Source organism: Shewanella sp. MTB7, from assembly GCF_027571385.1.
Taxonomy (GTDB): Bacteria; Pseudomonadota; Gammaproteobacteria; order Enterobacterales; family Shewanellaceae; genus Shewanella.
Map to the genome: position 1 here is coordinate 4,785,709 of NZ_CP085636.1, position 23,116 is coordinate 4,808,824.

General features: G+C 43.4%; 19 protein-coding genes and 10 tRNA genes. 15 read left to right on the top strand and 14 right to left on the bottom strand.

What is annotated here, in order from left to right:
* Positions 1-39 precede the first annotated feature (39 nt).
* On the top strand, positions 40-987 hold the full coding sequence (locus HWQ47_RS20760; protein WP_269967924.1) for a ribose-phosphate pyrophosphokinase: 948 nt from the start codon (positions 40-42) through the stop codon (positions 985-987).
* Positions 988-2,076: 1,089 nt separating this feature from the next.
* Here the strand turns inward: HWQ47_RS20760 and HWQ47_RS20765 are convergent.
* The 13 genes from HWQ47_RS20765 to HWQ47_RS20825 form a co-directional block, all read right to left on the bottom strand.
* Positions 2,077-2,151, bottom strand: a tRNA-Gln gene (locus HWQ47_RS20765).
* 46 nt (positions 2,152-2,197) lie between these two features.
* Positions 2,198-2,282: transfer RNA gene (locus HWQ47_RS20770), tRNA-Leu, on the bottom strand.
* A 221-nt stretch (positions 2,283-2,503) separates the two neighbouring features.
* Positions 2,504-2,578 (bottom strand) — tRNA-Gln (locus tag HWQ47_RS20775).
* A gap of 21 nt (positions 2,579-2,599) precedes the next feature.
* Positions 2,600-2,684: transfer RNA gene (locus HWQ47_RS20780), tRNA-Leu, on the bottom strand.
* 100 nt (positions 2,685-2,784) lie between these two features.
* A tRNA-Gln gene (locus HWQ47_RS20785) sits at positions 2,785-2,859 on the bottom strand.
* A 46-nt stretch (positions 2,860-2,905) separates the two neighbouring features.
* Positions 2,906-2,990, bottom strand: a tRNA-Leu gene (locus HWQ47_RS20790).
* Positions 2,991-3,115: 125 nt separating this feature from the next.
* Positions 3,116-3,192, bottom strand: a tRNA-Met gene (locus HWQ47_RS20795).
* A 19-nt stretch (positions 3,193-3,211) separates the two neighbouring features.
* Positions 3,212-3,286, bottom strand: a tRNA-Gln gene (locus HWQ47_RS20800).
* Positions 3,287-3,332: 46 nt separating this feature from the next.
* Positions 3,333-3,417: transfer RNA gene (locus HWQ47_RS20805), tRNA-Leu, on the bottom strand.
* 79 nt (positions 3,418-3,496) lie between these two features.
* A tRNA-Met gene (locus HWQ47_RS20810) sits at positions 3,497-3,573 on the bottom strand.
* A 289-nt stretch (positions 3,574-3,862) separates the two neighbouring features.
* Positions 3,863-4,954, bottom strand: a complete 1,092-nt coding sequence (gene ychF / locus HWQ47_RS20815) for a redox-regulated ATPase YchF (protein WP_269967925.1) — start codon at positions 4,952-4,954, stop codon at positions 3,863-3,865.
* Positions 4,955-5,104: 150 nt separating this feature from the next.
* On the bottom strand, positions 5,105-5,689 hold the full coding sequence (gene pth / locus HWQ47_RS20820) for an aminoacyl-tRNA hydrolase (RefSeq protein ID WP_269967926.1): 585 nt from the start codon (positions 5,687-5,689) through the stop codon (positions 5,105-5,107).
* Between the two features lie 265 nt (positions 5,690-5,954).
* Positions 5,955-7,094 carry an FAD-dependent monooxygenase gene (locus tag HWQ47_RS20825; protein WP_442802111.1) on the bottom strand — a complete coding sequence of 380 codons (1,140 nt, stop codon included), beginning with the start codon at positions 7,092-7,094 and terminating at the stop codon, positions 5,955-5,957.
* A gap of 253 nt (positions 7,095-7,347) precedes the next feature.
* Here HWQ47_RS20825 and HWQ47_RS20830 point away from each other — a divergent pair, with 253 nt between their 5' ends.
* The 6 genes from HWQ47_RS20830 (at position 7,348) to lnt (ending at position 13,339) form a co-directional block, all read left to right on the top strand.
* Positions 7,348-7,650, top strand: a complete 303-nt coding sequence (locus HWQ47_RS20830) for a hypothetical protein (RefSeq protein ID WP_269967928.1) — start codon at positions 7,348-7,350, stop codon at positions 7,648-7,650.
* A 99-nt stretch (positions 7,651-7,749) separates the two neighbouring features.
* Positions 7,750-9,174, top strand: coding sequence for a tRNA (N6-isopentenyl adenosine(37)-C2)-methylthiotransferase MiaB (miaB, locus tag HWQ47_RS20835; protein ID WP_269967929.1), 1,425 nt, complete (start codon positions 7,750-7,752; stop codon positions 9,172-9,174).
* A gap of 143 nt (positions 9,175-9,317) precedes the next feature.
* Positions 9,318-10,361 carry a PhoH family protein gene (locus HWQ47_RS20840; RefSeq protein WP_269967930.1) on the top strand — a complete coding sequence of 348 codons (1,044 nt, stop codon included), beginning with the start codon at positions 9,318-9,320 and terminating at the stop codon, positions 10,359-10,361.
* On the top strand, positions 10,351-10,827 hold the full coding sequence (ybeY, locus tag HWQ47_RS20845; RefSeq protein ID WP_269967931.1) for an rRNA maturation RNase YbeY: 477 nt from the start codon (positions 10,351-10,353) through the stop codon (positions 10,825-10,827). The genes HWQ47_RS20840 and ybeY overlap by 11 nt, the downstream gene beginning before the upstream one ends.
* A gap of 51 nt (positions 10,828-10,878) precedes the next feature.
* Positions 10,879-11,742 (top strand): CNNM family magnesium/cobalt transport protein CorC, encoded by an 864-nt coding sequence (gene corC / locus HWQ47_RS20850; RefSeq protein WP_269967932.1) that lies wholly within the window; start codon positions 10,879-10,881, stop codon positions 11,740-11,742.
* 52 nt (positions 11,743-11,794) lie between these two features.
* Complete coding sequence (lnt, locus tag HWQ47_RS20855) at positions 11,795-13,339, top strand: apolipoprotein N-acyltransferase (RefSeq protein ID WP_269967933.1); 1,545 nt, start codon at positions 11,795-11,797, stop codon at positions 13,337-13,339.
* A gap of 133 nt (positions 13,340-13,472) precedes the next feature.
* Here lnt and HWQ47_RS20860 read toward each other — a convergent pair whose 3' ends face one another.
* Positions 13,473-13,973: a zinc ribbon-containing protein gene (locus HWQ47_RS20860; protein ID WP_269967934.1), complete on the bottom strand. Its 501-nt coding sequence runs from the start codon at positions 13,971-13,973 to the stop codon at positions 13,473-13,475.
* Between the two features lie 120 nt (positions 13,974-14,093).
* On the opposite strand from HWQ47_RS20860, the gene leuS reads away from it, so the two are divergent.
* From leuS to rodA, 8 genes are all read left to right on the top strand, one after another.
* The gene (gene leuS / locus HWQ47_RS20865) at positions 14,094-16,685 is read left to right on the top strand and encodes a leucine--tRNA ligase (RefSeq protein ID WP_269967935.1); all 2,592 of its coding nucleotides are present in this window, start codon (positions 14,094-14,096) and stop codon (positions 16,683-16,685) included.
* A gap of 89 nt (positions 16,686-16,774) precedes the next feature.
* A complete protein-coding gene (locus HWQ47_RS20870; RefSeq protein WP_269967936.1) occupies positions 16,775-17,281 on the top strand; it encodes an LPS-assembly lipoprotein LptE in 507 nt (168 codons plus the stop codon).
* Between the two features lie 61 nt (positions 17,282-17,342).
* On the top strand, positions 17,343-18,383 hold the full coding sequence (gene holA / locus HWQ47_RS20875) for a DNA polymerase III subunit delta (protein ID WP_269967937.1): 1,041 nt from the start codon (positions 17,343-17,345) through the stop codon (positions 18,381-18,383).
* A gap of 6 nt (positions 18,384-18,389) precedes the next feature.
* Positions 18,390-19,025 (top strand): nicotinate-nucleotide adenylyltransferase, encoded by a 636-nt coding sequence (nadD, locus tag HWQ47_RS20880; RefSeq protein ID WP_269967938.1) that lies wholly within the window; start codon positions 18,390-18,392, stop codon positions 19,023-19,025.
* Between the two features lie 116 nt (positions 19,026-19,141).
* Positions 19,142-19,471 (top strand): ribosome silencing factor, encoded by a 330-nt coding sequence (gene rsfS / locus HWQ47_RS20885; protein ID WP_269967939.1) that lies wholly within the window; start codon positions 19,142-19,144, stop codon positions 19,469-19,471.
* Positions 19,471-19,941, top strand: coding sequence for a 23S rRNA (pseudouridine(1915)-N(3))-methyltransferase RlmH (gene rlmH / locus HWQ47_RS20890; protein WP_269967940.1), 471 nt, complete (start codon positions 19,471-19,473; stop codon positions 19,939-19,941). The genes rsfS and rlmH overlap by 1 nt, the downstream gene beginning before the upstream one ends.
* 97 nt (positions 19,942-20,038) lie before the next feature.
* The gene (gene mrdA / locus HWQ47_RS20895) at positions 20,039-21,895 is read left to right on the top strand and encodes a penicillin-binding protein 2 (RefSeq protein ID WP_269967941.1); all 1,857 of its coding nucleotides are present in this window, start codon (positions 20,039-20,041) and stop codon (positions 21,893-21,895) included.
* Complete coding sequence (gene rodA, locus HWQ47_RS20900) at positions 21,892-22,998, top strand: rod shape-determining protein RodA (RefSeq protein WP_269967942.1); 1,107 nt, start codon at positions 21,892-21,894, stop codon at positions 22,996-22,998. The genes mrdA and rodA overlap by 4 nt, the downstream gene beginning before the upstream one ends.
* The last annotated feature ends 118 nt before the right edge of the window (positions 22,999-23,116 follow it).

Consider the following 23,116-nt stretch of genomic DNA (forward strand, 5'->3'; position numbering starts at 1 on the left):
CCCAGCCATTAAATGAAGCATACGCCTGAGGTTGATACAGTGCCTGACATTAAACTTTTTGCCGGTAACGCAACACCTGAACTCGCTAAGAAGATAGCCGACCGTCTATTTTGTAAACTTGGAGACGCGGATGTTGGCGTTTTCAGTGACGGCGAAATCAGTGTCCAGATAAACGAAAATGTACGTGGTGCGGATGTCTTCATCATTCAATCTACTTGTGCACCGACTAACGATAACCTAATGGAACTTATCGTTATGGTTGACGCACTTCGTCGTGCTTCAGCTGGTCGTATTACAGCGGTGATCCCTTACTTCGGCTATGCTCGTCAAGATCGTCGTGTCCGTAGTGCTCGTGTACCGATCACAGCTAAGGTTGTAGCTGACTTCCTATCTAGCGTAGGTGTTGACCGCGTCCTAACCTGTGACCTTCACGCAGAGCAGATCCAAGGTTTCTTCGACGTTCCTGTTGATAACGTATTTGGTAGCCCTGTGTTACTTGAAGATATGTTAGCTAAGAATCTTGATAACCCTGTTGTTGTTTCTCCTGATATAGGCGGTGTTGTACGTGCTCGTGCCGTCGCTAAACTGCTTGATGATTCAGATCTAGCCATTATCGATAAACGTCGTCCTCAAGCAAACGTTGCTCAAGTTATGCATATCATTGGTGATGTTCAAGGCCGTGATTGTATTATCGTTGACGACATGATCGATACCGGTGGAACTCTGTGTAAAGCTGCTGAAGCTTTGAAAGAACATGGTGCTAACCGCGTATTCGCTTATGCAACTCACCCTGTATTCTCTGGTGATGCTGCTAAGAACATCGCTGAGTCAGTAATTGATGAAGTGATCGTGACTGACACTATTCCATTGAGCAAAGAGATCCAGGCACTTGAGAAAGTCACTCAGTTGACTATGTCGACTTTGATGGCTGAAGCGATTCGTCGTGTAAGCAACGAAGAGTCAATCTCTGCGATGTTTAAGCACTAATTAATTTATTGCTTGCAACATCAAAAAAACGCACTCAATGAGTGCGTTTTTTTATGGCTGAAATAGTAGCTATCGCTAAAATGCTTTCTACATAAAGCTTATCTAATACCAATCCTATTAAATATTTGTTCATTCAGCGGGAATTCAAAGTGCTGAAGGCAAGGTCATATTGCTCCTCGGCTTTTTTCCTGACAATGCTCTATCTCCTATCCCCCTATCCTCGTGCAATATCGACATGCACCACACCTGACCGACATGGATGGAGGAAATGTCTAATGTATGCCTGGAACATACAAAGACCTTGCTGTCGTATATCGAAAGCCTCTAACGTAGTATAAAGGACTTTGCCACTTGCTTTGAACATCAACTGCACTACATGAGCCTCTCAGGTATTCCACTTCTGCTTTGCATTAACTTAAAAGGGAATAACCATTTCTTCATCAATGCGCCTTGAATTAGTTTGCCAAAAAAATTGATCGCTCAGCGAGAATTTAGCGGTCCTGAGGCAAGGCTACGAACGAAGAGCATAGTTATTCTACGGTCAAGCTTGTTAACACAGCATCAGAACCGCTAAAACTCGCCTATAAGGAGTGTTTCTGGCTGCCTACTTCTTCGTTGAATTAACTCATAAGGGAATAACCATTATGTCATCCATTCACCTTGAATTACTTTGCCACAAAACACTCTGAGTAGATCAACTTCTTATACTGATTGGTATTAAAGAGCACGGTAAGTGAACCTTGCCAAGATATAGCCATCGCCCTTACCATCATAAAGCCAAGCAATACCTTTAATCGTCAGCATTCCTTCAAGAATGGCATAGCGAATTTTATTAGTGCCTTCAGTCGCTGTAGATATCTCCTTATGAATAGCTCGAATATAACGCTCACAGGACTTTGGCTTGACCTCCCTCTTGATTTAAAGCGGACTAGGCTCAACCTGTAACGTAGGGGAAAGAAGATACAATATAAGAAAAACTAACATGAATGTTGAATTGTAATCGAGATGAATAACATTTGGATAAATAGAAGATGCGAGTAGAAATTTCAGGCACAAAAAAGCCCGTCATAAGACGAGCTTTTTTGTATTTGGCTGGGATACCAGGATTTGAACCTGGGAATGCCGAGATCAAAACCCGGTGCCTTACCGCTTGGCGATATCCCAATCTAACTTTTCAAACAACTCACCTAAGTAGGCTGCTTTTAATAAATGGTACGGGAAGAGAGACTTGAACTCTCACACCTTACGGCACCAGAACCTAAATCTGGCGTGTCTACCAATTCCACCACTCCCGCACTGCATCAATTTTATATCTTGATTAAGATAGCAGTATATAGAATCTGGCGTGTCTAATATCAACACCACCACTCCCGCACTACATCAATTTTACATCTTGATTAAGATGGCAGTATATAGAATTTAGCGTGTCTAACTATCAACACCACCACTTCCGCACTACATCTAGTTTTACATCTTGATTAAGATAAAAAAAACCTGCTATAAACAGGTTTAAATATGGCTGGGATACCAGGATTTGAACCTGGGAATGCCGAGATCAAAACCCGGTGCCTTACCGCTTGGCGATATCCCAATAAATCTAATTAAAACTCGATGGTACGGGAAGAGAGACTTGAACTCTCACACCTTACGGCACCAGAACCTAAATCTGGCGTGTCTACCAATTCCACCACTCCCGCATCGAATTTCAGTGCAAGTTTCCTTGCTTCGTCTTTAAATAGTAATAAGGCAGACCTTAATCAACTATCAAGACAAGGTTAAAAATAAACCTTTTAAAAATGGCTGGGATACCAGGATTTGAACCTGGGAATGCCGAGATCAAAACCCGGTGCCTTACCGCTTGGCGATATCCCAATCTAACTTTTCAAACAATTCGCCTAAGCAAATCATCTTTAATAAATGGTACGGGAAGAGAGACTTGAACTCTCACACCTTGCGGCACCAGAACCTAAATCTGGCGTGTCTACCAATTCCACCACTCCCGCACTGCAACAACCAAAACCAGCGTGTCTAATATCAACACCACCACTTCCAATCTGCATCAATTTTACATCTTGATTAAGATGGCAGTATTTAAACTGCAGCCTTCATTTTACATCTGAAGAAAAGATGGTAGCAATAGCGGGACTTGAACCTGCGACCCCAGCATTATGAATGCTGTGCTCTAACCAGCTGAGCTATATTGCCATATTAACCACTTTAAAAATGGCTGGGATACCAGGATTTGAACCTGGGAATGCCGAGATCAAAACCCGGTGCCTTACCGCTTGGCGATATCCCAATCTAACTTGTCAAACAACTCGCCTAAGCAAGCTGCCTTTAATAAATGGTACGGGAAGAGAGACTTGAACTCTCACACCTTACGGCACCAGAACCTAAATCTGGCGTGTCTACCAATTCCACCACTCCCGCACTGCAACAGCCAAAACCAGTATGTCTAATATCAACACCACCATTCCTGCACTGCATCAATTTTACATCTTGATTAAGATGGTAGCAATAGCGGGACTTGAACCTGCGACCCCAGCATTATGAATGCTGTGCTCTAACCAGCTGAGCTATATTGCCATCGTTTTACTTCTTACTCCTCTTGCTGAGGAACGGGGCGTATTATGCTTATTCAACTCATCTAGGTCAATAGCTTTTTTCGCTATTCTTTACGATCTCAATCGTTCGGCTATAACTTCACCAAAGTGATGGCTAGATGCACAACTCAAGCCTGTTCAACCCCATTATTTCAATAAAAGAATCAAGTTTACTGGGCACTAAAAATGATAATGACTCAATATTTCAATTGAGCCATTATTTTTTGTTACCTTCAGGCTACAGACTATAACAATAACTAGAGCGTGGTACTTTATACATTAAACAGGAAATGCATCACATCACCATCTTTAACAATATAAGTTTTACCTTCTACTTTTAGTTTACCTGCTTCCTTGGCGCCAGCTTCACCTTTGTAGGTAATAAAGTCATCATAAGCCATCACTTGAGCACGAATAAAGCCGCGTTCGAAGTCTGTATGAATAACACCAGCAGCTTGTGGACCTGTAGCACCAATAGGTACGGTCCAAGCACGCACTTCTTTAACACCCGCTGTAAAGTATGTTTGCAGTTTCAACAGATCATAACCGGAACGTATAACGCGATCTAAACCAGGCTCTTCTAAACCAAGGTCCACCATAAACTCTGCACGATCCTCTGGCTCCATCTCTGCAAGCTCAGATTCGATAGCAGCACATACTGCAACGACTACGGCATTCTCTTTAGCAGCGATTTCACGAACGACATCCAAATGAGGATTGTTCTCGAATCCATCTTCAGCCACGTTAGCAATATACATAGTTGGCTTAAGTGTAAGGAAGTTTAAGTATGCAACTGCAGCTAACTCCTCCTTACTAAGATCCATTGCGCGTAACATCTTGCCGTCATCGAGGATCGGACGCATCTTTTCAAGTACGGCCACTTCAAACTTAGCATCGGCGTCACCACCTTTAGCACGCTTAGCTTGACGAAAAATAGCACGCTCACAAGAATCAAGATCCGCTAACGCCAATTCAGTGTTAATCACTTCTATATCGTCAGCAGGAGAAACCTTATTAGCAACGTGAACAATGTTGTCATCATTGAAACAACGAACCACATGACCAATAGCGTCAGTTTCGCGGATATTGGCTAGGAACTTGTTACCCAGACCTTCACCTTTAGAAGCACCGGCAACCAGACCAGCAATGTCCACAAACTCCATAGACGTAGGTAAAACACGCTCAGGGTTAACTATCTGCGCTAATGCATCCAAACGGGCATCAGGTACAGGTACTACACCAGTATTTGGCTCAATAGTACAAAACGGGAAGTTTGACGCTTCAATTCCCGCTTTAGTTAACGCATTGAATAAGGTTGATTTACCTACGTTTGGCAAGCCTACAATGCCACATTTAAAACCCATATTGTTTACCTTAAATATCAATTACAAACTAACAGTTGCACTGTTAGTTAAGTACTTATACAAATATACAAAGCCGCTATGTGCGACTTCATCAAATTCGTCCCACTTTACTCACAAAGAGCCTCTATGAGAAAAGAGGAGTGATAGCCCTTAAGCCTTATAGGAGTGCAACCGATTCATGGCCTTTGCCATATCTTCATTAATTAGCACTTCTGTTGATCTAACCGCCTCATCAATCACTTCTTCAATCGCTGTCTGCTCTGTCCCGGGCGCTTTCCCTAAGACATAGTTACTCACTTGGCTCTTATCACCAGGATGACCTATACCGATACGAAGTCGATAGAAGCCTTTATTATTTGCAAGACTAGCAATGATATCTTTCAAGCCGTTATGACCACCATGACCACCGCCAAGTTTAAACTTAGCCACACCGGGCTCCATATCCAGCTCATCATGAGCCACTAAAATCTCATCAGCTTCGATACGGAAAAAATTGGCCATTGCCCCTACAGACTTACCACTGAGGTTCATGAATGTCGAAGGTATGAGTAAACGTACATCTTTGCCATGTAAGGTCACTCTGGCTGTTAAACCAAAATATTTACTATCCGCGACTAAGGTTGCACCGCTCGCGCGAGCTAGCTCTTGTACATACCAAGCTCCGGCATTGTGCCTAGTCTGAGCATATTTCTCACCTGGATTGGCGAGTCCAACTATCAGTTTTATATTACTCATACAACCTATTATTTCGTTCAGTGCGACTCAAGGCAACGACCCTTTTTAACGTTAGCGAGAGTGCTAATCGCAAAATGTGGCGCAGATAAAAACGCGGCATTTTAACACTCAATGCCCGAGTCAACAAACTATTAGAAGATCGCTCTCGTTATAATGAAAGCTCAAAGAGGATATAGGCTAAGAAGGAAAGCTTTAAATCCGAGGGTCAAGAGAGCCTTAAGGCTTTTATTACCAACAACAAAAGCCTTTGTACTAAAATTGGGAATTACTTAAGTCCCATCGCATACTTAAGTACTTTATTTTTAATAGACGAGTCTATATTCGCGACCTTCAGAGCTGCATTACGGATAAATTTCAACGGCAAAACATCATTACTAAAACCCGCATAAAACAGATCCATTGCCGTCATCATTAACAGGTTATCCTGATAACGAGACTTCTCATAAGTGGCTAATGCCCTCTGTTCCCACCAAGACTCACCTGAACTCAATTTAGACGATACTGTCGCGATAAGCGCTTCAACATCTTTAAAACCAATATTCACCCCTTGGCCAGCCAATGGATTAATCGTATGAGCTGCATCCCCCAGAATCACCACATTATCTGAATAGTAAGATTGAGCATGACGTCTCGTAAGTTTGAAACTTCCCTTTTGCAGTACTTCAAAATCTCTATCTAATCTTGCTGGGAAATGGCGCTTGATCTGTTCGGCTAGAGCCTTATCATTCATCTGTGAAAGTTGGGCTATTCGAGCCCCATCATCATACCAAACCAAAGAAGCATGCTTACCAGGCAGAGGAAGCAAAGATCGAGGTCCGCTTGGCGTAAACTGTTGCCATGTCACATCTTGCTGCTCTTGTGCCGTTTTGATGTTTATTAACATCGCAGATTGAGCATAATCCCACCCAGTCAAACCAATTCCGGCCCATTGTCTAACCAGTGAATTAGCCCCATCAGCCCCAATAAGTAATGGAGCCACGATACTGATTCCATTGCTAAGGAAAACCTCAACAATGTTGTCTTTGCGACTAAAGCGATCAACGGTAACAGGACTAAGGAGTTCGATATTATCAAAAGCCTCAAATTGCTTCCAAAGCGCCAGTTGAATAAGACGATTCTCAACGATATGCCCCAGATGAGTTGCCCCAACTTGCTCTGCATGAAATCGAGTGATACACCCTTCAATCTCCCAGGTTTCTAATCCTAGATAAGCCGCTCTGCGCATCTGGCTTAAGCTTGTAAGTGCACCTAGACGATCCAATAAGTTTTCAGATGCTACGCTAAGCGCCGATACCCGAAGATCCAACGCTTGTTCATGATGATAAGGTTTAGGTTGAAACGCTTCGATAACAACAACATTCAGCCCTAGCTGTGCTAAACCGATAGCGGTTGCAGCCCCCACCATGCCGCCTCCGACGATGATGACATCTTTACTTATTGCCCTAACTTGTGACTCACTCACGATTGAATTCCCATACCACTATCTCTTTTATCTGGATTTAACCGCTTATAGAGCGATCAATTATGACTGGAATATTTAAATAAGTGTGTAAATGTTGCTAACCCCAGAAAAGCTCACACCCTCTTACAAACAGATCCATTTGCACACAGAAACATGTTCTACACTTTGCCCACCAAATAATATAAGTGAGCAAATAATGAAAATAATGACACCTTTGGTCCTTCTCGCAGTTAGTCTCTTACCACTCACAGCAACAGCTGAATTGATAAAAGAACAAAGCATCAATAAAACGATGGAAACCATGACTGTAACCTATAGAACACTGCTAGATTATGCCCTATATCAATATACGACGGAAATGTTAGTCAATTTTAGGTTGCAGATCCAAGCTGATATCTATCATCAAGCTCACTCAAGCATCATGAGAATGGCCAGCTCATCACCCTATATGTCAGTGATGAATAACCCTATTAAAGAGAAAATAAACGGCGCCGAATAGATAATTTTTAATAAAACAGTCCAAAAGCTGGTCAGTACCTTGCTCAAGAGGTAAAATGTTGCGCTATTTTTCCTGTGGTTCCAAGAGTGATGTAAACTGATGAGTAAGAAACTCCATATTAAAACCTGGGGCTGTCAGATGAATGAGTATGACTCATCTAAGATGGCCGATCTGCTGGACGAATATAAAGGGTACACATTAACAGAAGACCCTGCTGAGGCAGATATCCTCCTGTTAAATACCTGTTCTATCCGAGAGAAAGCTCAGGAAAAGGTGTTCCATCAACTTGGGCGCTGGAAAAAATTAAAAGACAAAAATCCCAATCTAATCATTGGAGTCGGTGGCTGTGTGGCATCACAAGAGGGCAAAATGATTAAAGAGCGTGCTCAATGCGTAGATTTAATCTTCGGCCCTCAGACCTTGCACCGTTTACCTGAGATGATCGATCAGATCAGACAAGGCGGTAAAGCCGTTATCGATATCAGTTTCCCTGAAATTGAAAAATTCGATCGTCTACCTGAACCACGTGCCGATGGCCCTAGTGCATTTGTCTCCATCATGGAAGGATGTAGCAAGTACTGCTCTTTTTGTGTCGTGCCTTATACACGTGGTGAAGAGGTCAGCCGTCCACTTGATGACGTTATTCTTGAAATTGCGCAACTCGCAGCTCAAGGTGTGCGCGAAGTGAATCTTCTGGGTCAGAATGTTAATGCTTACCGCGGTGCAACTCATGATGATGAGATCTGTAGCTTTGCCGAACTACTGCGTTATGTTGCGGCAATTGATGGTATCGACAGATTGCGTTTCACCACCAGCCATCCCATCGAATTCACTCAAGATATTATTGATGTTTATGAAGATACACCAGAATTGGTGAGTTTCCTGCATCTTCCTGTTCAATCTGGCTCAGATAGAATCTTGACTCAGATGAAACGTGGACATATGGCTATTGAATACAAATCAATTATTCGCCGTCTTCGCAAAGCTCGTCCTGGTATTCAAATAAGCTCTGACTTCATCATAGGTTTCCCTGGTGAATCTAAGCAAGATTTTGCTGATACCATGAAATTGATTGAAGATATTCAATTTGATCATAGTTTTAGCTTTATCTACAGCGCACGTCCAGGTACACCTGCTGCGGATCTACCCGATGATGTTAGCCTAGATGAAAAGAAAGAGCGTTTGGCTATCTTACAAGATAGAATTACCCAACAAGCGATGCGCTTTAGCCGTCAGATGTTAGGCACAGTTCAGCGTATCTTGGTCGAAGGCCTTTCAGTTAAAAATCCGATGGAGCTTAGAGGCCGCACAGAAACCAGTCGTGTGGTTAACTTCGAAGCCGATCCTAAGCATATTGGTAGCTTTGTCGATGTCGAAATCGTCGATATATACACTAACTCACTTCGTGGTACCTTTATTCGTGGGGAAGATGAGATGGATCTAAGGCGTTCACTACGTCCGTCTGATATTCTGGCTAAACATAAAAAAGATGATGATATTGGCGTTACTCAGTATATTCCTTAACACATCTAATCAGATAAAAAGCGGCACGATTCATGCCGCTTTTTATCTCTAATCACTCGCAGTTGAGCAACAAATAGAATTAGCAATTGTCCTGTTTCGCTCGTAAACTGTGAGTATATGTTTATGCTCATCTGGAGTTATTTTTGTCTAACAAATTAACCACGCTTAATCTATATCTTGAGCCTGCCGATACGCGACGTTTACAATCTCTATGCGGACCTTTTGATGACAACATTAAACAACTAGAGCGTCGGATCGGTGTTGAAATTTGCTACCGGGATAATCATTTTCAAATTGTGGGACAAGCTAAGAACTGTTTGAGTGTAAATAACCTGCTTAAAGCTCTCTATGTAGAGACTCAGCCTGTTAAAGGCAGTACGCCTGACATAGAGCCTGACACTGTCCACCTTGCGATTCAGGAAGCAGTAGCACTCGAAGCTGCATTACCAAGGGATGACAAGGCACTCTATATAAAGACTAAACGTGGTGTCATTAAACCGCGTAACCCAAATCAAAGTGACTATATTGCCAACATCACTACCCATGACATCACCTTTGGTGTCGGTCCTGCTGGCACAGGCAAAACCTTCCTTGCCGTAGCGGCAGCTGTCGATGCGCTGGAGCGACAAGAAGTACGACGTATATTACTGACTCGCCCAGCTGTAGAAGCGGGAGAAAAACTGGGCTTTCTACCTGGCGATCTCAGTCAAAAGGTCGATCCTTACCTGCGCCCACTGTATGACGCATTGTTTGAAATGTTAGGGTTTGAGAAAGTTGAGCGTTTGATAGAGCGTAATATCATCGAAGTCGCACCTCTGGCGTATATGCGCGGACGCACACTGAATGACGCATTTATCATTCTCGATGAGAGCCAAAACACAACGGTAGAGCAGATGAAGATGTTTCTAACCCGCATTGGCTTTAACTCGCGTGCCGTTATCACAGGTGATATTACTCAGATAGATCTGCCAAAACATCAAAAATCGGGGTTACGCCAAGCAATTGAAGTATTAAGTGAGGTCGAAGAGATCAGTTTTAACTTTTTCCAAGCAAAGGATGTGGTTCGTCACCCCATTGTTGCCAGAATAGTTGAAGCTTACGAAGACCATGAGCAACGGGCCCTACAGGCAAAAAACAAGCGTGAAAATCAATACAAGCTTCAGGAAATATCAGAAAATGAGCACTAGTCACGCAGATATTGAATTGGTTCTGGATCTACAGATAGCCTCTGACAGTAACACATTGCCGACAGCAGATAATTTTGAACTTTGGGTGCGAACTGCACTCGGAAATACCATGACCCAAGCTGAATTAACGATACGAATCGTTGATGAAGCAGAAAGCCAAAGCCTTAACAGTACCTATAGGGGAAAAGATAAGCCGACAAACGTGCTTTCATTTCCCTTCGAAGCACCACCTGAAATTGATATTCCTCTGCTGGGTGATTTAATCATCTGTGCATCGGTTGTCGAACAGGAAGCAATACAGCAAAACAAGCCCTCACAAGCACATTGGGCTCACATGGTTGTACATGGTTGTCTTCATCTGCTAGGGTATGATCATATCAACGATGCCGAGGCTGAAGAGATGGAATCACTAGAGATCCAACTCATTGAAAACCTAGGTTTTAACAATCCATACAAGGAGCTATAACTGATCAACATTTAGCAACATATGCTAAATGTTTTAGATCAAGTAAACACTATGAGTGATGACATCCCACCGAGTACCAGCGCCCAAAAGAAGAGCTGGTTAGAAAAAGTAAGCCAGCTGTTTCAGGGCGAACCTCAAACTCGCAATGATCTTGTTGATGTAATTCACGGCGCAGAGCTTCGTGAAGTTATCTCTCAAGACACACGAGAAATGATTAAAGGCGTCTTAGAAGTATCCGATCTACGAGTAAGGGATATTATGATCCCAAGAGCGCAGATTGTAGCACTTCAAATAGATGATTCGGTAGCAGAGCTTCTCACAACTGTCATAGGAACAGCGCACTCACGCTTCCCTGTGATAAATGAAGACAAAGATCACATCGAAGGTATTTTGCTTGCAAAAGACCTGCTTCAATATGGGTTTAAGAACAGTGATGAACCTTTCTCATTAAAACAAGTTATCCGTCCTGCTGTCGTTGTTCCTGAGAGCAAACGTGTTGATGTACTGCTCAAGGAGTTTCGCTCCCAAAGATACCATATGGCGATCGTCGTCGATGAGTATGGTGGCGTTTCTGGATTGGTGACGATTGAAGACATTCTCGAAGAGATCGTTGGCGAGATCGAAGATGAATTCGATCACGATACAGCTGAAGAAACTGAGATCCGTAAGATTAGTAAACTGGTCTATATGGTCAAAGCGTTAACGCCTATTGAAGACTTCAACGAGACCTTCAAAACACAGTTTAGTGACGAAGAATTCGATACGGTTGGTGGTTTAGTTTCCCATGCTTTTGGTCATTTGCCAGAACGTAATGAGAAAGTCGTCATCGGTGGCATTGAATTTACAGTCGTTAGCGCAGACACTCGCCGATTACTGCAACTCAGAGTCAAACTCCCGGATCCAGATGCCGAATAAAAAAACAGTAATACGTTTTTAATTAGGTAATTTTTTCTATGATGAGGCTGGAATGCTGAATACACTTCGGGCATTCGCCCATCATGCAAAAATGCGATTGGTACTGGCATATTTTGCCGGTGCCAGTACCGCACTTGCTTTTGCTCCTTACTCAATATGGCCAATCTACTTAGTTGCCATGGCAATAACTCTGCATCTTAGTCGTGACTTATCACCCAAAGAGAGTTTCATTTTTTGGCTTAGTTTCGGCTTTGGTTGTTTCTCTGTTGGGATCAGCTGGGTTCATGTCAGCATGGATAAGTTCGGTGGACTTCCACTTATCGCTTCTATCGGATTAATGGCGCTACTGGCTATTTACCTTGCACTTTACCCCGCATTGAGTGGTTACCTGCTACAGAAATTATCCCCAAAAAACCAGCTCATTAGAAACCTGTTGCTCTTTCCAGTGGTATGGATGTTAACCGAGTGGGCCAGAGGTTGGGTGTTGACTGGTTTTCCTTGGTTATGGGCTGGTTACTCTCAAACTGAGGGACCAATAAAAGAGATTGCTAGTGTTATCGGTGTCTTGGGACTTAGTTATCTTATTGCTATGTTTGCAGGGGCATTAGCCTTATGTTTCCAGAAACGCTGGCATAGCATGGCATTAATGTTGCCTTTATTAGCCCTCGCCACTTATATTAGCCCTATGTTTTCGAGTGTTGAACCAAATGGGGAATCAGTCAAGGTCACGCTAGTACAAGGCAATATTGCTCAAAGTATGAAATGGGAGCCTGAAGCCTTATGGCCTACCATGCTCAAATACATGGATCTATCTCGACCTGAACTGGCCGATACCGATATTTTCATCTGGCCCGAAGCCGCCATACCGGCTCCAGAATCTATGGTGTCTGATTTTCTCGACAATGCTAATAAAGTTGCCAACTTAAACAACAGCGCCATTATTACCGGTATTATCAGTAACCAACAAGAGAACTTCTATAACTCACTTATCGTGCTTGGAAACCATAATCAGTCTAAGCAAAACCAAGCTGATTATAAAATCGGTGGAACCAATGAATTTAGGAAACACCACCTGTTACCTATAGGTGAGTTTGTTCCCTTTGAAGCCTTGCTTAGGCCTATCGCCCCACTTTTTAATCTGCCTATGTCCTCTTTTGTCCGTGGTGAATACCAACAAGCAAACCTAAATGCAGTAGGCTATCAGATAGCACCAGCCATCTGCTATGAGATCGCATTTCCGGAGCAGTTAAGAGCTAACGTCAATGAAGATACGGAACTATTACTGACCGTATCTAATGATGCATGGTTCGGCAGTTCAAACGGCCCATTGCAGCATATGGAGATAGCGCAAATGCGCTCGATAGAATTAGGCCGTCCTTTAGTCAGAGCTACCAACAACGGCGTAACGGCCGTGGTAGATGAAAAGGGCAATATTACCCATAGACTGCCTCAATTCGAGGCTGGTATTCTTGTCGCTGATATACCACTAATGAAAGGGGTAACAGGTTTTTCTAAGTGGGGAGAGTGGCCGATACTTATCTGGTCATCAATATTGTTTGTGCTATTCCTGTTTAGGTTTGTAAAACACCGATCATGACTACTTTTTCAAATAAAATACCCGCTGAGGCGGGTATTTTTACTCAAACCACTTCAATATGCACCATTCAGCATGTCGAAGTAGCTTGTAGGCAAATGAAATTTTAGCTCTCCAAAAAAATGTAACGATATTGCTATGGTGCCAGCGCCTCTCGGGTAAACTCACTCTTATCACACTCAGGACAATCAGAGATCACACCGGGAAATTCAATCTTCATCTCATGACCACAGTGCACGCACACCATGTTCCCTTGACCGACAATTTCACCACTTTGATAATGACCTTGGTGTTTAAAATCTTGCAATATTTCATGCCATTCAATCTGACTACGGTCAGTAATACCACTCAACCAATGCCAAACCGTGTTCTCAACAGTGATCATGGTAGGACTGTGGCTCAAGTCGGTATCATTTTTTTCTTGAAGATAGTTAGCAATATCACGTTTTAAAAATTGTTCAACTAAAGCTAACTCATCTTCTTTAGCCTGTTTCTTAAGAGATAGAAACGCTTTCCCATTGGTAACAACAGAAAACAACTCCTTTACAGTCATGGAGTTATCGTTAAGGTAGTCGATTTTCACTTTCGCTAATAGTGCTTCATAAAGCGATAGTAACTCCGCACTTCTTGCACTCATATTCAATACTCCTTCATCCGAACCTTTTTAATGACTCACTTCTAGTTTATTCTATGCGGAACTAACTCGCGCGGAAAGTGCGCAAGATCAAATAATGGGCGACATGTCCGGGAAATATTGATGCAAGAGCTATATCAACCTTCAGAAATTGAAGCCAAGGTGCAGCAGCACTGGCAAGACACGAAAACCTTTGAAGTCACCGAAGATGAGAATAAAGAGAAGTTTTACTGTCTCTCTATGTTCCCATACCCATCGGGCCGTCTGCACATGGGTCATGTCCGTAACTACACCATAGGTGACGTTGTCGCCCGTTACCAGCGTTTGCAAGGGAAAAATGTTCTGCAACCGATTGGTTGGGATTCATTCGGCCTGCCAGCTGAGAATGCAGCGATTAAAAATAGCACTGCACCAGCGCCTTGGACTTACGAAAATATTGATTACATGAAAAACCAGCTAAAAGCGCTAGGTTTTGGCTATGACTGGAGCCGTGAAATCGCCACTTGCACACCAGAATATTATCGCTGGGAACAATGGTTCTTCACTACGCTTTTTGAGAAGGGCTTAGTCTATAAGAAGACAGCTTCTGTGAACTGGTGTCCTAATGATGAAACCGTACTCGCCAACGAACAGGTACAAGACGGATGTTGCTGGCGTTGTGATACCCCTGTGGTACAAAAAGAGATCCCACAGTGGTTCATTAAAATTACCGCTTACGCTGAAGAACTGTTAAACGACATCGACAAGCTCGATGAGTGGCCTGAGCAAGTTAAGACCATGCAGCGTAACTGGATTGGCCGCAGCGAAGGCATCGAGATGACGTTCCAAGTTGTCGATAGCGATGAGTCTTTCGACATCTACACTACACGTCCTGACACAGTGATGGGGGTTACCTATGTAGCCGTTGCTGCTGGGCATCCTTTGGCAGAAAAAGCCGCTGCGAATAATCCAAAGCTGGCTGCATTTATCGAAGAGTGCAAGAACGCCGATACCACTGAAGCTGCGATGGCTGCAATGGAAAAGAAAGGTGTTGCAACCGGTCTGTATGCCATTCATCCATTAAGTGGTAAGCAAGTCCCTATCTGGGCTGCTAACTTCGTATTGATGAACTACGGTACAGGCGCTGTGATGTCAGTTCCTGCTCATGATCAGCGTGATTATGAATTTGCAGTTAAATATGACTTAGCCATCGAAGGTGTTATCAAGCCATCTGATAGAGAGTTGGACATCAGTGCAGAAGCCTATACTGAAAAAGGTGTCGTATTTAACTCTGGTGACGCTTTCCCTGAATTAGACGGACAAGACTTTCAAGCGGCATTCGACGCTATCGATGCTAGACTAACGGCTGAAGGTAAAGGTAAACGTCAGGTTAACTTCCGTCTACGTGACTGGGGTGTATCTCGTCAGCGTTACTGGGGAGCACCAATCCCTATGGTCACACTTGCTGATGGCACTGTCGTTCCAACACCTAAAGATCAACTGCCAGTCATTCTTCCTGAAGATGTTGTCATGGATGGGATCCAAAGCCCAATCAAAGCAGACAAAGAGTGGGCTAAGACTCAGGTTAATGGCCAGGAAGCGTTTAGAGAAACAGATACCTTTGATACCTTTATGGAATCATCATGGTACTACGCGCGTTACTGTAGCCCACATGCCGATGAGATGTTAGATCCAGCTAAAGCAAACTACTGGTTGCCAGTGGATCAGTATATCGGCGGTATTGAGCATGCGTGTATGCATTTACTTTACTTCCGCTTCTTCCACAAATTGCTACGTGATGCAGGGTTGGTGAACTCAGATGAGCCAGCAAAACGTCTACTGACTCAAGGTATGGTGTTAGCTGATGCTTACTACTATAACAATGAGAAAGGCGCACGGGTTTGGGTCTCTCCATCAGATGTAACCGTACAGGAAACGGACGATAAAGGTCGTACCGTCAAAGCGGTTGATAGCCAAGGACATGAACTTGTCTATACCGGCATGAGCAAGATGTCTAAGTCTAAAAACAACGGCATTGACCCTCAAGAGATGGTCGATAAATATGGCGCTGATACAGTTCGCTTGTTTATGATGTTTGCAGCCCCGCCAGAACTAACACTTGAGTGGCAAGAGTCGAGCGTAGAAGGCGCACATCGCTTCATTAAACGTTTGTGGAAAGTCGCTCATGACCACGTAGCTAAAGGTGTGACTGTAGCGCTGGACGTTAAGTCACTTGATGCCAAGCAAAAAGAACTACGTCGTGAACTACACAAGACTATCGTTAAGGTCGGTGACGATATTGAACGTCGTCAGATGTTTAACACCGCTATCGCATCTGTCATGGAGCTGATGAATCGTCTTCAAAAAGCACCAACTGAAACAGAGCAAGATAGAGCCTTGATGCAGGAAGCTCTGTCTGCTGTTGTACGTCTACTTTACCCTATCATTCCACACACTAGCTTTACTTTGTGGAACAACCTTGGTAATCCAGAGAATATCGAAGACGTACGTTGGCCCGAAGCCGATCAATCGGCACTTATTGAAGATAGCAAACTGATCATCGTTCAAGTAAACGGTAAGCTTCGCGCTAAAATCACAGTGCCTGCGGACGCAACGCAAGAAGCTGTCGAGGAACAAGGTTTTGCAGAGGAAGGTGTCATTAAACACACCGAAGGTAAAACCGTTCGCAAAGTGATCTACGTACCGGGAAAATTGCTCAATATCGTAGCTAACTAAACTAGCACTACATGACTGGCATTGGGTTTTACCCAGTGTCAGTCAGCTAGAACTAAATGACATCAGCCAAAGGAATACATGTCTCGATTATGCTTATAAAACGCCTATGTTTCGCAACAATAACCATAACAATGGCATTGAGTATTTTGTTCAGTGCTGGTTGCGGCTTTAAACTGCAAGGGAATTATTCAATTCCTGAGCAATTAAGAACCCTACATCTGAGCAGTCAAGATCAATACAGTGAACTCACACGTCTAGTGCGTGAGCGTTTGCGCCTGCAAGGTATTAAATTAACCAAAGATGTCGAAGACATACCTCAGCTACAGATATTACATGACTCACTGGATAGAACGACGCTCTCTCTCTACCCTACGGGCAATGTAGCCGAATATGAGTTGACCTACCAAGTCACCTTTGCCGTCACACTTCCTGATCAAGACTCTCAACAATTCGATGTTGATATTCATCGTGACTATCTGGACGATCCTCGAACCGCTCTAGCAAAGAGTCGTGAAATGGAGATGTTGTTAAAAGAGATGCGTATTCAAGCAGCAGATCAGATGATCCAGACGCTTGCCACTATTGAAGTCAAGTGATACTCAGGTATCGCGCCCCTCAATTAGGCACTACACCTCATAACTTTGTTAAGGTAATTTGATGCGGGTTTACCCAGATCAACTTTCACGTCATCTCAAACCTCTTCAGCAATGCTATCTTGTTTTTGGCGATGATCCTTGGCTGTGCGAAACTAGCCGAAGTCAAATCTACGCTCAAGCTAAGAAAGAGGGATTTGAGGAGAAGATACAACTAACCCAAGAAACAGGTTTTAACTGGGGTGACTTAGTTGATCAATGGCAAGCCATGAGCCTATTCTCAAGTCGGCGCATTATAGAGCTAATCTTACCCCAGGCAAAGCCTGGCAGTGAAGGCGGGGCTATGTTTCAAAGCTTGATGCAGATGCCAAACCCTGATGTTCTTCTCATCATCACAGGACCTAAACTGACCGCTGAGCAGACCAAAAGTAAATGGTTTAAGACGTTAGATGCCCATGGCATTTATATTCCCTGCGCAACTCCCGAAGGAGGACTATTTCAACGCTGGCTCGATGAACGGATAAATCACTTCAAACTCACACTCACTCGTGATGCCAGAGAGATGCTCTTCAGTCTCTATGAAGGTAACTTATTAGCAGCCGATCAATCCCTGCAGTTATTACAACTGTTAAGTCCAAAAGATCGAATTGACAGTCATCAGCTTACCTCTTATTTTGAAGATCAATCGCGCTTTAGTGTGTTTCAGCTCACCGATGCCATGCTCAATAATCAACAAGATAAGTCGTTGCATATTCTCTCCCAACTAAAGGCTGAGGGTGTCGCGATGCCCATCATCTTATGGGGCGTGTTTAAAGAGCTTTCCATACTGCTGCAACTAAGAACCGCGATGGACTGTAATCAATCACTACAATCTTTATGGGGTAAGCTGAGAATATGGGATAAACGTAAATCTTTATATCAATCGGCGCTTAATAGGCTCACCTTAGTTCATATAGAAAAGTTACTTGCCAGTACGTCAGCTGTTGAGCTGAAACTTAAGCAGCAAGGCATCGAAGATTGGACTGGTATGAGCCACCTAAGCCTGCTTTTCGATCCCAAAGCACATCAGGTGTTAGCTCACATAAAACTTAACGAAGAGGAGTAATCAGTTATGCGTATCGGTATCTTAGGTGGCACATTCGATCCGATACATTTCGGCCATATTCGTCCTGCAATAGAAGTAAAACAACTGCTGAATTTAGATAAAATTTGGCTAATGCCGAATCATATACCTCCTCATAAAACAACCCCATCAGTAAATACGCAGCATCGTGTCGAGATGGCACAGTTAGTTTGCGATCAATATGCTGAATTTGAACTGTGTGATATTGAAGTAAATCGGCAGACACCCTCCTATTTAGTGACCACTCTTGAGCAGATAACCCTAAATAATCCAGATGATGAGTTCTACTTTATTATGGGGATGGACTCACTCATCACATTGACTAATTGGTACAAATGGCAGTCTCTGTTTACCCTTTGCCACCTCGTTGTCTGCCAGCGCCAAGGCTGGAACTTGGCTCCTGATAATGCCATTTTTAACGAATATCAAACAAGGTTAGCGTCACCACAAGCGATAACGGCTCAAAAATCAGGGCTTATCATCCCCATTAAAGTCACACCACAGGCATACTCTTCCACCGAAATTCGACAACAATTGTCTCAAGGAAGCACGCCTACAGATGCTTTACCCAACATAATCTCTGAATATATTAAAGATAAAAATCTGTACCAAACATCAGCTTAATGTTCAAAATTGATTCTTACTTAATCAAATTACACTTCTATAGCAGCAATCGCTTATGAGAATTGATATAACCTGTTATACTTCCGCGCTGTTAAAAAATTATTAAGGAATAACGCGTGGAAAGCGCCGAGCTAAAACTGTTTGTGATCGACAAAGTCGAAGATTTAAAAGCAAAAGATGTCGTGGTTTTAGACATCTCAGAACGTTCTAACCTAGCTGATTTTATGGTGGTTTGTTCAGGTACTTCAAAAACTCACGTGAGAGCTATCGCAGAAAACCTAGTGGTTGAAGCTAAGCGTGCAAACCTTCACATCAATGGTGTTGAAGGCCGTGAAAGTAGTGAATGGGTACTGGTTGATCTTGGTGATGTGATCCTTCACGTTATGCAAGATAAGACTCGTGATTATTACGAGCTTGAAAAATTGTGGACTGAAAAGCCAGCTTAATGAAGATACAGCTGGTCGCAGTAGGCACGCGTATGCCAGATTGGGTAACCACAGGCTTTAAGGAATATCAACGACGATTCCCTAGAGATATGGCACTCGAACTGGTAGAGATCCCAGCTGGCAAAAGAGGGAAAAATGCTGATATAGCTCGAATTCTACATAAAGAAGGCGAGCAGATGTTAGCAATAATCCCGAAAGGAAATCACATTGTCAGCTTAGATCTACCGGGTAAAACATGGACAACCCCAGAGTTGGCTACTCAACTAAGTCGTTGGCAACTAGATGGACGCGATGTCAGTTTACTCATTGGTGGTCCAGAAGGTCTAGCTCCCTCCTGCAAGCAAGCCGCAAGCCAAAGCTGGTGCCTATCTGCATTGACCTTACCTCACCCCTTAGTCAGGGTCGTTGTTGCTGAAAGCCTCTATCGAGCATGGAGCGTTAATACTAATCACCCCTACCACAGAGAATAGTCTGGGGAATTAAGTAGAAACGAGTTAGCGTCTTGAGCTAGGCTATGTATCAAATAGTTATACCAATTACATTACATCTAAGCTGGAGAATCTGTAAGTGGCGCCAAGAAAGCGGATAACGATGCATGACCACGCAGCAGAAGCTTCGCTTTTCAAACGAAGAGCTTTATTTACTTTTGTTTGTGTTGTTCTTTTATTAGGGATATTACTGAGCAATTTATATCACCTACAAATTCTCTCTTATACCGCTTATGAAACCCGCTCTAATGACAATCGGATTAGGGTTGTACCTGTCGCACCCAGTCGCGGCTTGATTTATGATAGAAATGGCAAAATCCTTGCCGAAAACTTGCCTTTTTTCACTTTAGAATTGACCCCTGAGAAAGTTAAAAACATTCCAGAAACCTTAGCCAGACTAAGCAAAATTATTCCTATCAGTGCTGATGAAGAGGAAGATTTCACTCAATCCCTCAAATACCATCGACGCTTTAAACCCTTGACTCTTAAGACTCCACTGACAGAAGATCAAGTGGCTATTTTTAGTGTTAACCAGCATAAGTTCCCAGGGATCTCTGTCGTTGCAGGTTTGAAACGTCACTATCCTTATAATGGTTTGATGACACACGCATTGGGATATGTAGGTCGCATTAATGACAGAGATAAACTTAGACTGCAAAAAGAAGAGAAGTGGAAAGACTACGCCGGCACCAAATATATTGGCAAGCAAGGGGTAGAGAAGTTCTATGAAAATTTACTGCATGGTAAGCCTGGCCACCTCGAAGAGGAGGTCAATAATCGTGGCCGTACTATTCGAACACTCAAGTCTGTCGCCCCAGAACCGGGCCAAGATATCTACCTCACGTTAGATCTCGATCTTCAGAAGAAAGCATTAGAACTGCTCGATGGACGACGCGGGTCAGTTGTGGCTATTGACCCCCGTGATGGTGGGATCTTGGCAATGCTTTCCAGCCCCACTTATGATCCCAATTTATTTGTTCACGGAATAAGCAGCAAAGCATACAGTGGACTCCTTAGTTCACGCGCTCGCCCTCTTATTAACCGAGCGACACAGGGTCAATATTCGCCTGCATCAACGATAAAACCACACCTAGCCCTGCTGGGGTTAGATGAAAAAATCGTTACGCCAAAAACACGAGTTTGGGATCCCGGTTTTTGGCAGATCCCTGGCGTCGAACGTAAATACAGGGACTGGAAACGTTGGGGCCATGGCTGGGTCGACGTAAATAGCGCCTTAGTTGGCTCGTGTGATACTTATTTTTACGATCTTGCCTATAAGACTGGAGTCGATAAGATCGCCAGCTTTATGCAACCTTTTGGCTTCGGTGAACGAACCGGTATCGACATTTTCGAAGAGTCCGCTGGTATCATGCCTTCTAAAGACTGGAAACGTATGCGCTATAACCAGCCTTGGTACATAGGCGATACGATTTCTGTCGGCATTGGCCAAGGTTATTGGACAACCACGCCACTACAACTCGCCAATGCTGCAGCTATCATGGCGAACAAAGGACGGCGATTCGTACCGCACCTGCTCAGATCCATTAAAGACAATACTTCGAGAATAGACTCACCAGTCGATGAGATGGCGCCTATCATTCTGAATGACCAAAACAACTGGAATATCATCAATGAATCCATGATGAATACAGCACATAAATCCCGCTTTAAGGATGCTGGTTATACTGCAGCAATGAAGACAGGGACAGCTCAAGTATTTAGCGTTGCAGAAAATGAAGAATATGATGCTGACACCATAGATGAATACTTGAAAGATAATGCGCTCATTATTGCCTATGCTCCCTATGAAAATCCTAAAATAGTGTTGGCTGTAGTACTTGAAAACGCAGGCTGGGGAGGCGCTAATGCCGGACCTGTCGCCAGAGCACTACTTGATGAATATATGCTACGAGACAATCTGGAGTTTAATCAATGAGTCCGCAACACCATAGGATGAATATATGGCAACGTATGCATATCGATCTGCCGTTATTGCTGGGACTCTTAGCACTAATGTGTTTTGGACTTTTTGTGATCTATTCAGCCGGTGGAGAAGACTTAGCCCTAATGGAACGTCAACTGTTCCGCATGGGATTATCTCTATTCATTATGTTTGTTGTGGCACAAATCAACCCTGAAGTTCTGAGACGTTGGGCATTCCCCATCTATATAACAGGGGTTATATTGCTGCTTGGAGTGCACTTCTTTGGTGAAATAAATAAGGGAGCACAGCGCTGGTTAAACCTTGGTTTTATGGAGTTTCAACCATCAGAACTGATGAAACTGGCCTTCCCTATCACTATGGCTTGGTACATCAGTAAATTCCCACTCCCACCGAAAAAACGTTATCTGGCGGGAGCTGGCGTAATACTGCTTATCCCGACCCTATTGATCGCTAAACAACCCGATCTAGGAACCTCGATTTTAGTCGCCGCATCCGGAATTTTCGTGCTTTTTCTGTCTGGAATGAGCTGGCGAATTGTCGGAGGGTTTATCGGTAGCGTGCTAGCAATGTTGCCAATATTATGGTTCTTCCTGATGCATGACTACCAACGTACCCGAGTACTCACCCTGCTCGATCCAGAAAAAGATCCTCTTGGCGCTGGCTATCATATTATCCAGTCCAAGATTGCGATTGGCTCTGGCGGAATGCTCGGCAAAGGTTGGCTCGATGGCACTCAGTCTCAACTGGAATTTCTGCCGGAAAGACATACCGACTTTATCTTTGCCGTCATTGGTGAAGAGTTTGGTTTGATGGGCAGCTTTTTGTTACTCGCCATATACCTATATATCATTGGACGCGGCTTAGTGATCGCATCTCAGGCACAAACCAGTTTTGCGCGTCTATTAGCAGGAAGTATTACCTTAACTTTCTTCGTCTACATTTTTGTCAATATCGGCATGGTTTCAGGGCTTCTGCCGGTGGTAGGTGTACCTTTACCATTAATTAGTTATGGTGGAACATCCATGTTAACGTTGATGACAGGGTTTGGTATCTTGATGAGTATTCATACCCACAGGCGCTTTGTTGACAGATAAACTCAATTTCCCATGCGACCATAACGATTTCATGGGTGATTAAGGTAAGTCAGTTAATATCTAACTAATATATCTTCTGCAACGGTCTAACAGTGCAGCCTATTGACTTGCTGTTATA

Bases quoted from the DNA above. Each gene is read 5' to 3' on its own strand.
- pth (WP_269967926.1), bottom strand. From the start codon at position 5,689: ATGAGTAATATAAAACTGATAGTTGGACTCGCCAATCCAGGTGAGAAA.
- nadD (WP_269967938.1), top strand. From the start codon at position 18,390: ATGCGTATCGGTATCTTAGGTGGCACATTCGATCCGATACATTTCGGC.
- lnt (WP_269967933.1), top strand. From the start codon at position 11,795: ATGCTGAATACACTTCGGGCATTCGCCCATCATGCAAAAATGCGATTG.
- leuS (WP_269967935.1), top strand. From the start codon at position 14,094: ATGCAAGAGCTATATCAACCTTCAGAAATTGAAGCCAAGGTGCAGCAG.
- ybeY (WP_269967931.1), top strand. From the start codon at position 10,351: ATGAGCACTAGTCACGCAGATATTGAATTGGTTCTGGATCTACAGATA.
- HWQ47_RS20830 (WP_269967928.1), top strand. From the start codon at position 7,348: ATGAAAATAATGACACCTTTGGTCCTTCTCGCAGTTAGTCTCTTACCA.
- ychF (WP_269967925.1), bottom strand. From the start codon at position 4,954: ATGGGTTTTAAATGTGGCATTGTAGGCTTGCCAAACGTAGGTAAATCA.
- HWQ47_RS20860 (WP_269967934.1), bottom strand. From the start codon at position 13,973: ATGAGTGCAAGAAGTGCGGAGTTACTATCGCTTTATGAAGCACTATTA.
- rodA (WP_269967942.1), top strand. From the start codon at position 21,892: ATGAGTCCGCAACACCATAGGATGAATATATGGCAACGTATGCATATC.
- rlmH (WP_269967940.1), top strand. From the start codon at position 19,471: ATGAAGATACAGCTGGTCGCAGTAGGCACGCGTATGCCAGATTGGGTA.
- corC (WP_269967932.1), top strand. From the start codon at position 10,879: ATGAGTGATGACATCCCACCGAGTACCAGCGCCCAAAAGAAGAGCTGG.
- HWQ47_RS20825 (WP_442802111.1), bottom strand. From the start codon at position 7,094: ATGGTGGGGGCTGCAACCGCTATCGGTTTAGCACAGCTAGGGCTGAAT.
- holA (WP_269967937.1), top strand. From the start codon at position 17,343: ATGCGGGTTTACCCAGATCAACTTTCACGTCATCTCAAACCTCTTCAG.
- HWQ47_RS20870 (WP_269967936.1), top strand. From the start codon at position 16,775: ATGCTTATAAAACGCCTATGTTTCGCAACAATAACCATAACAATGGCA.
- miaB (WP_269967929.1), top strand. From the start codon at position 7,750: ATGAGTAAGAAACTCCATATTAAAACCTGGGGCTGTCAGATGAATGAG.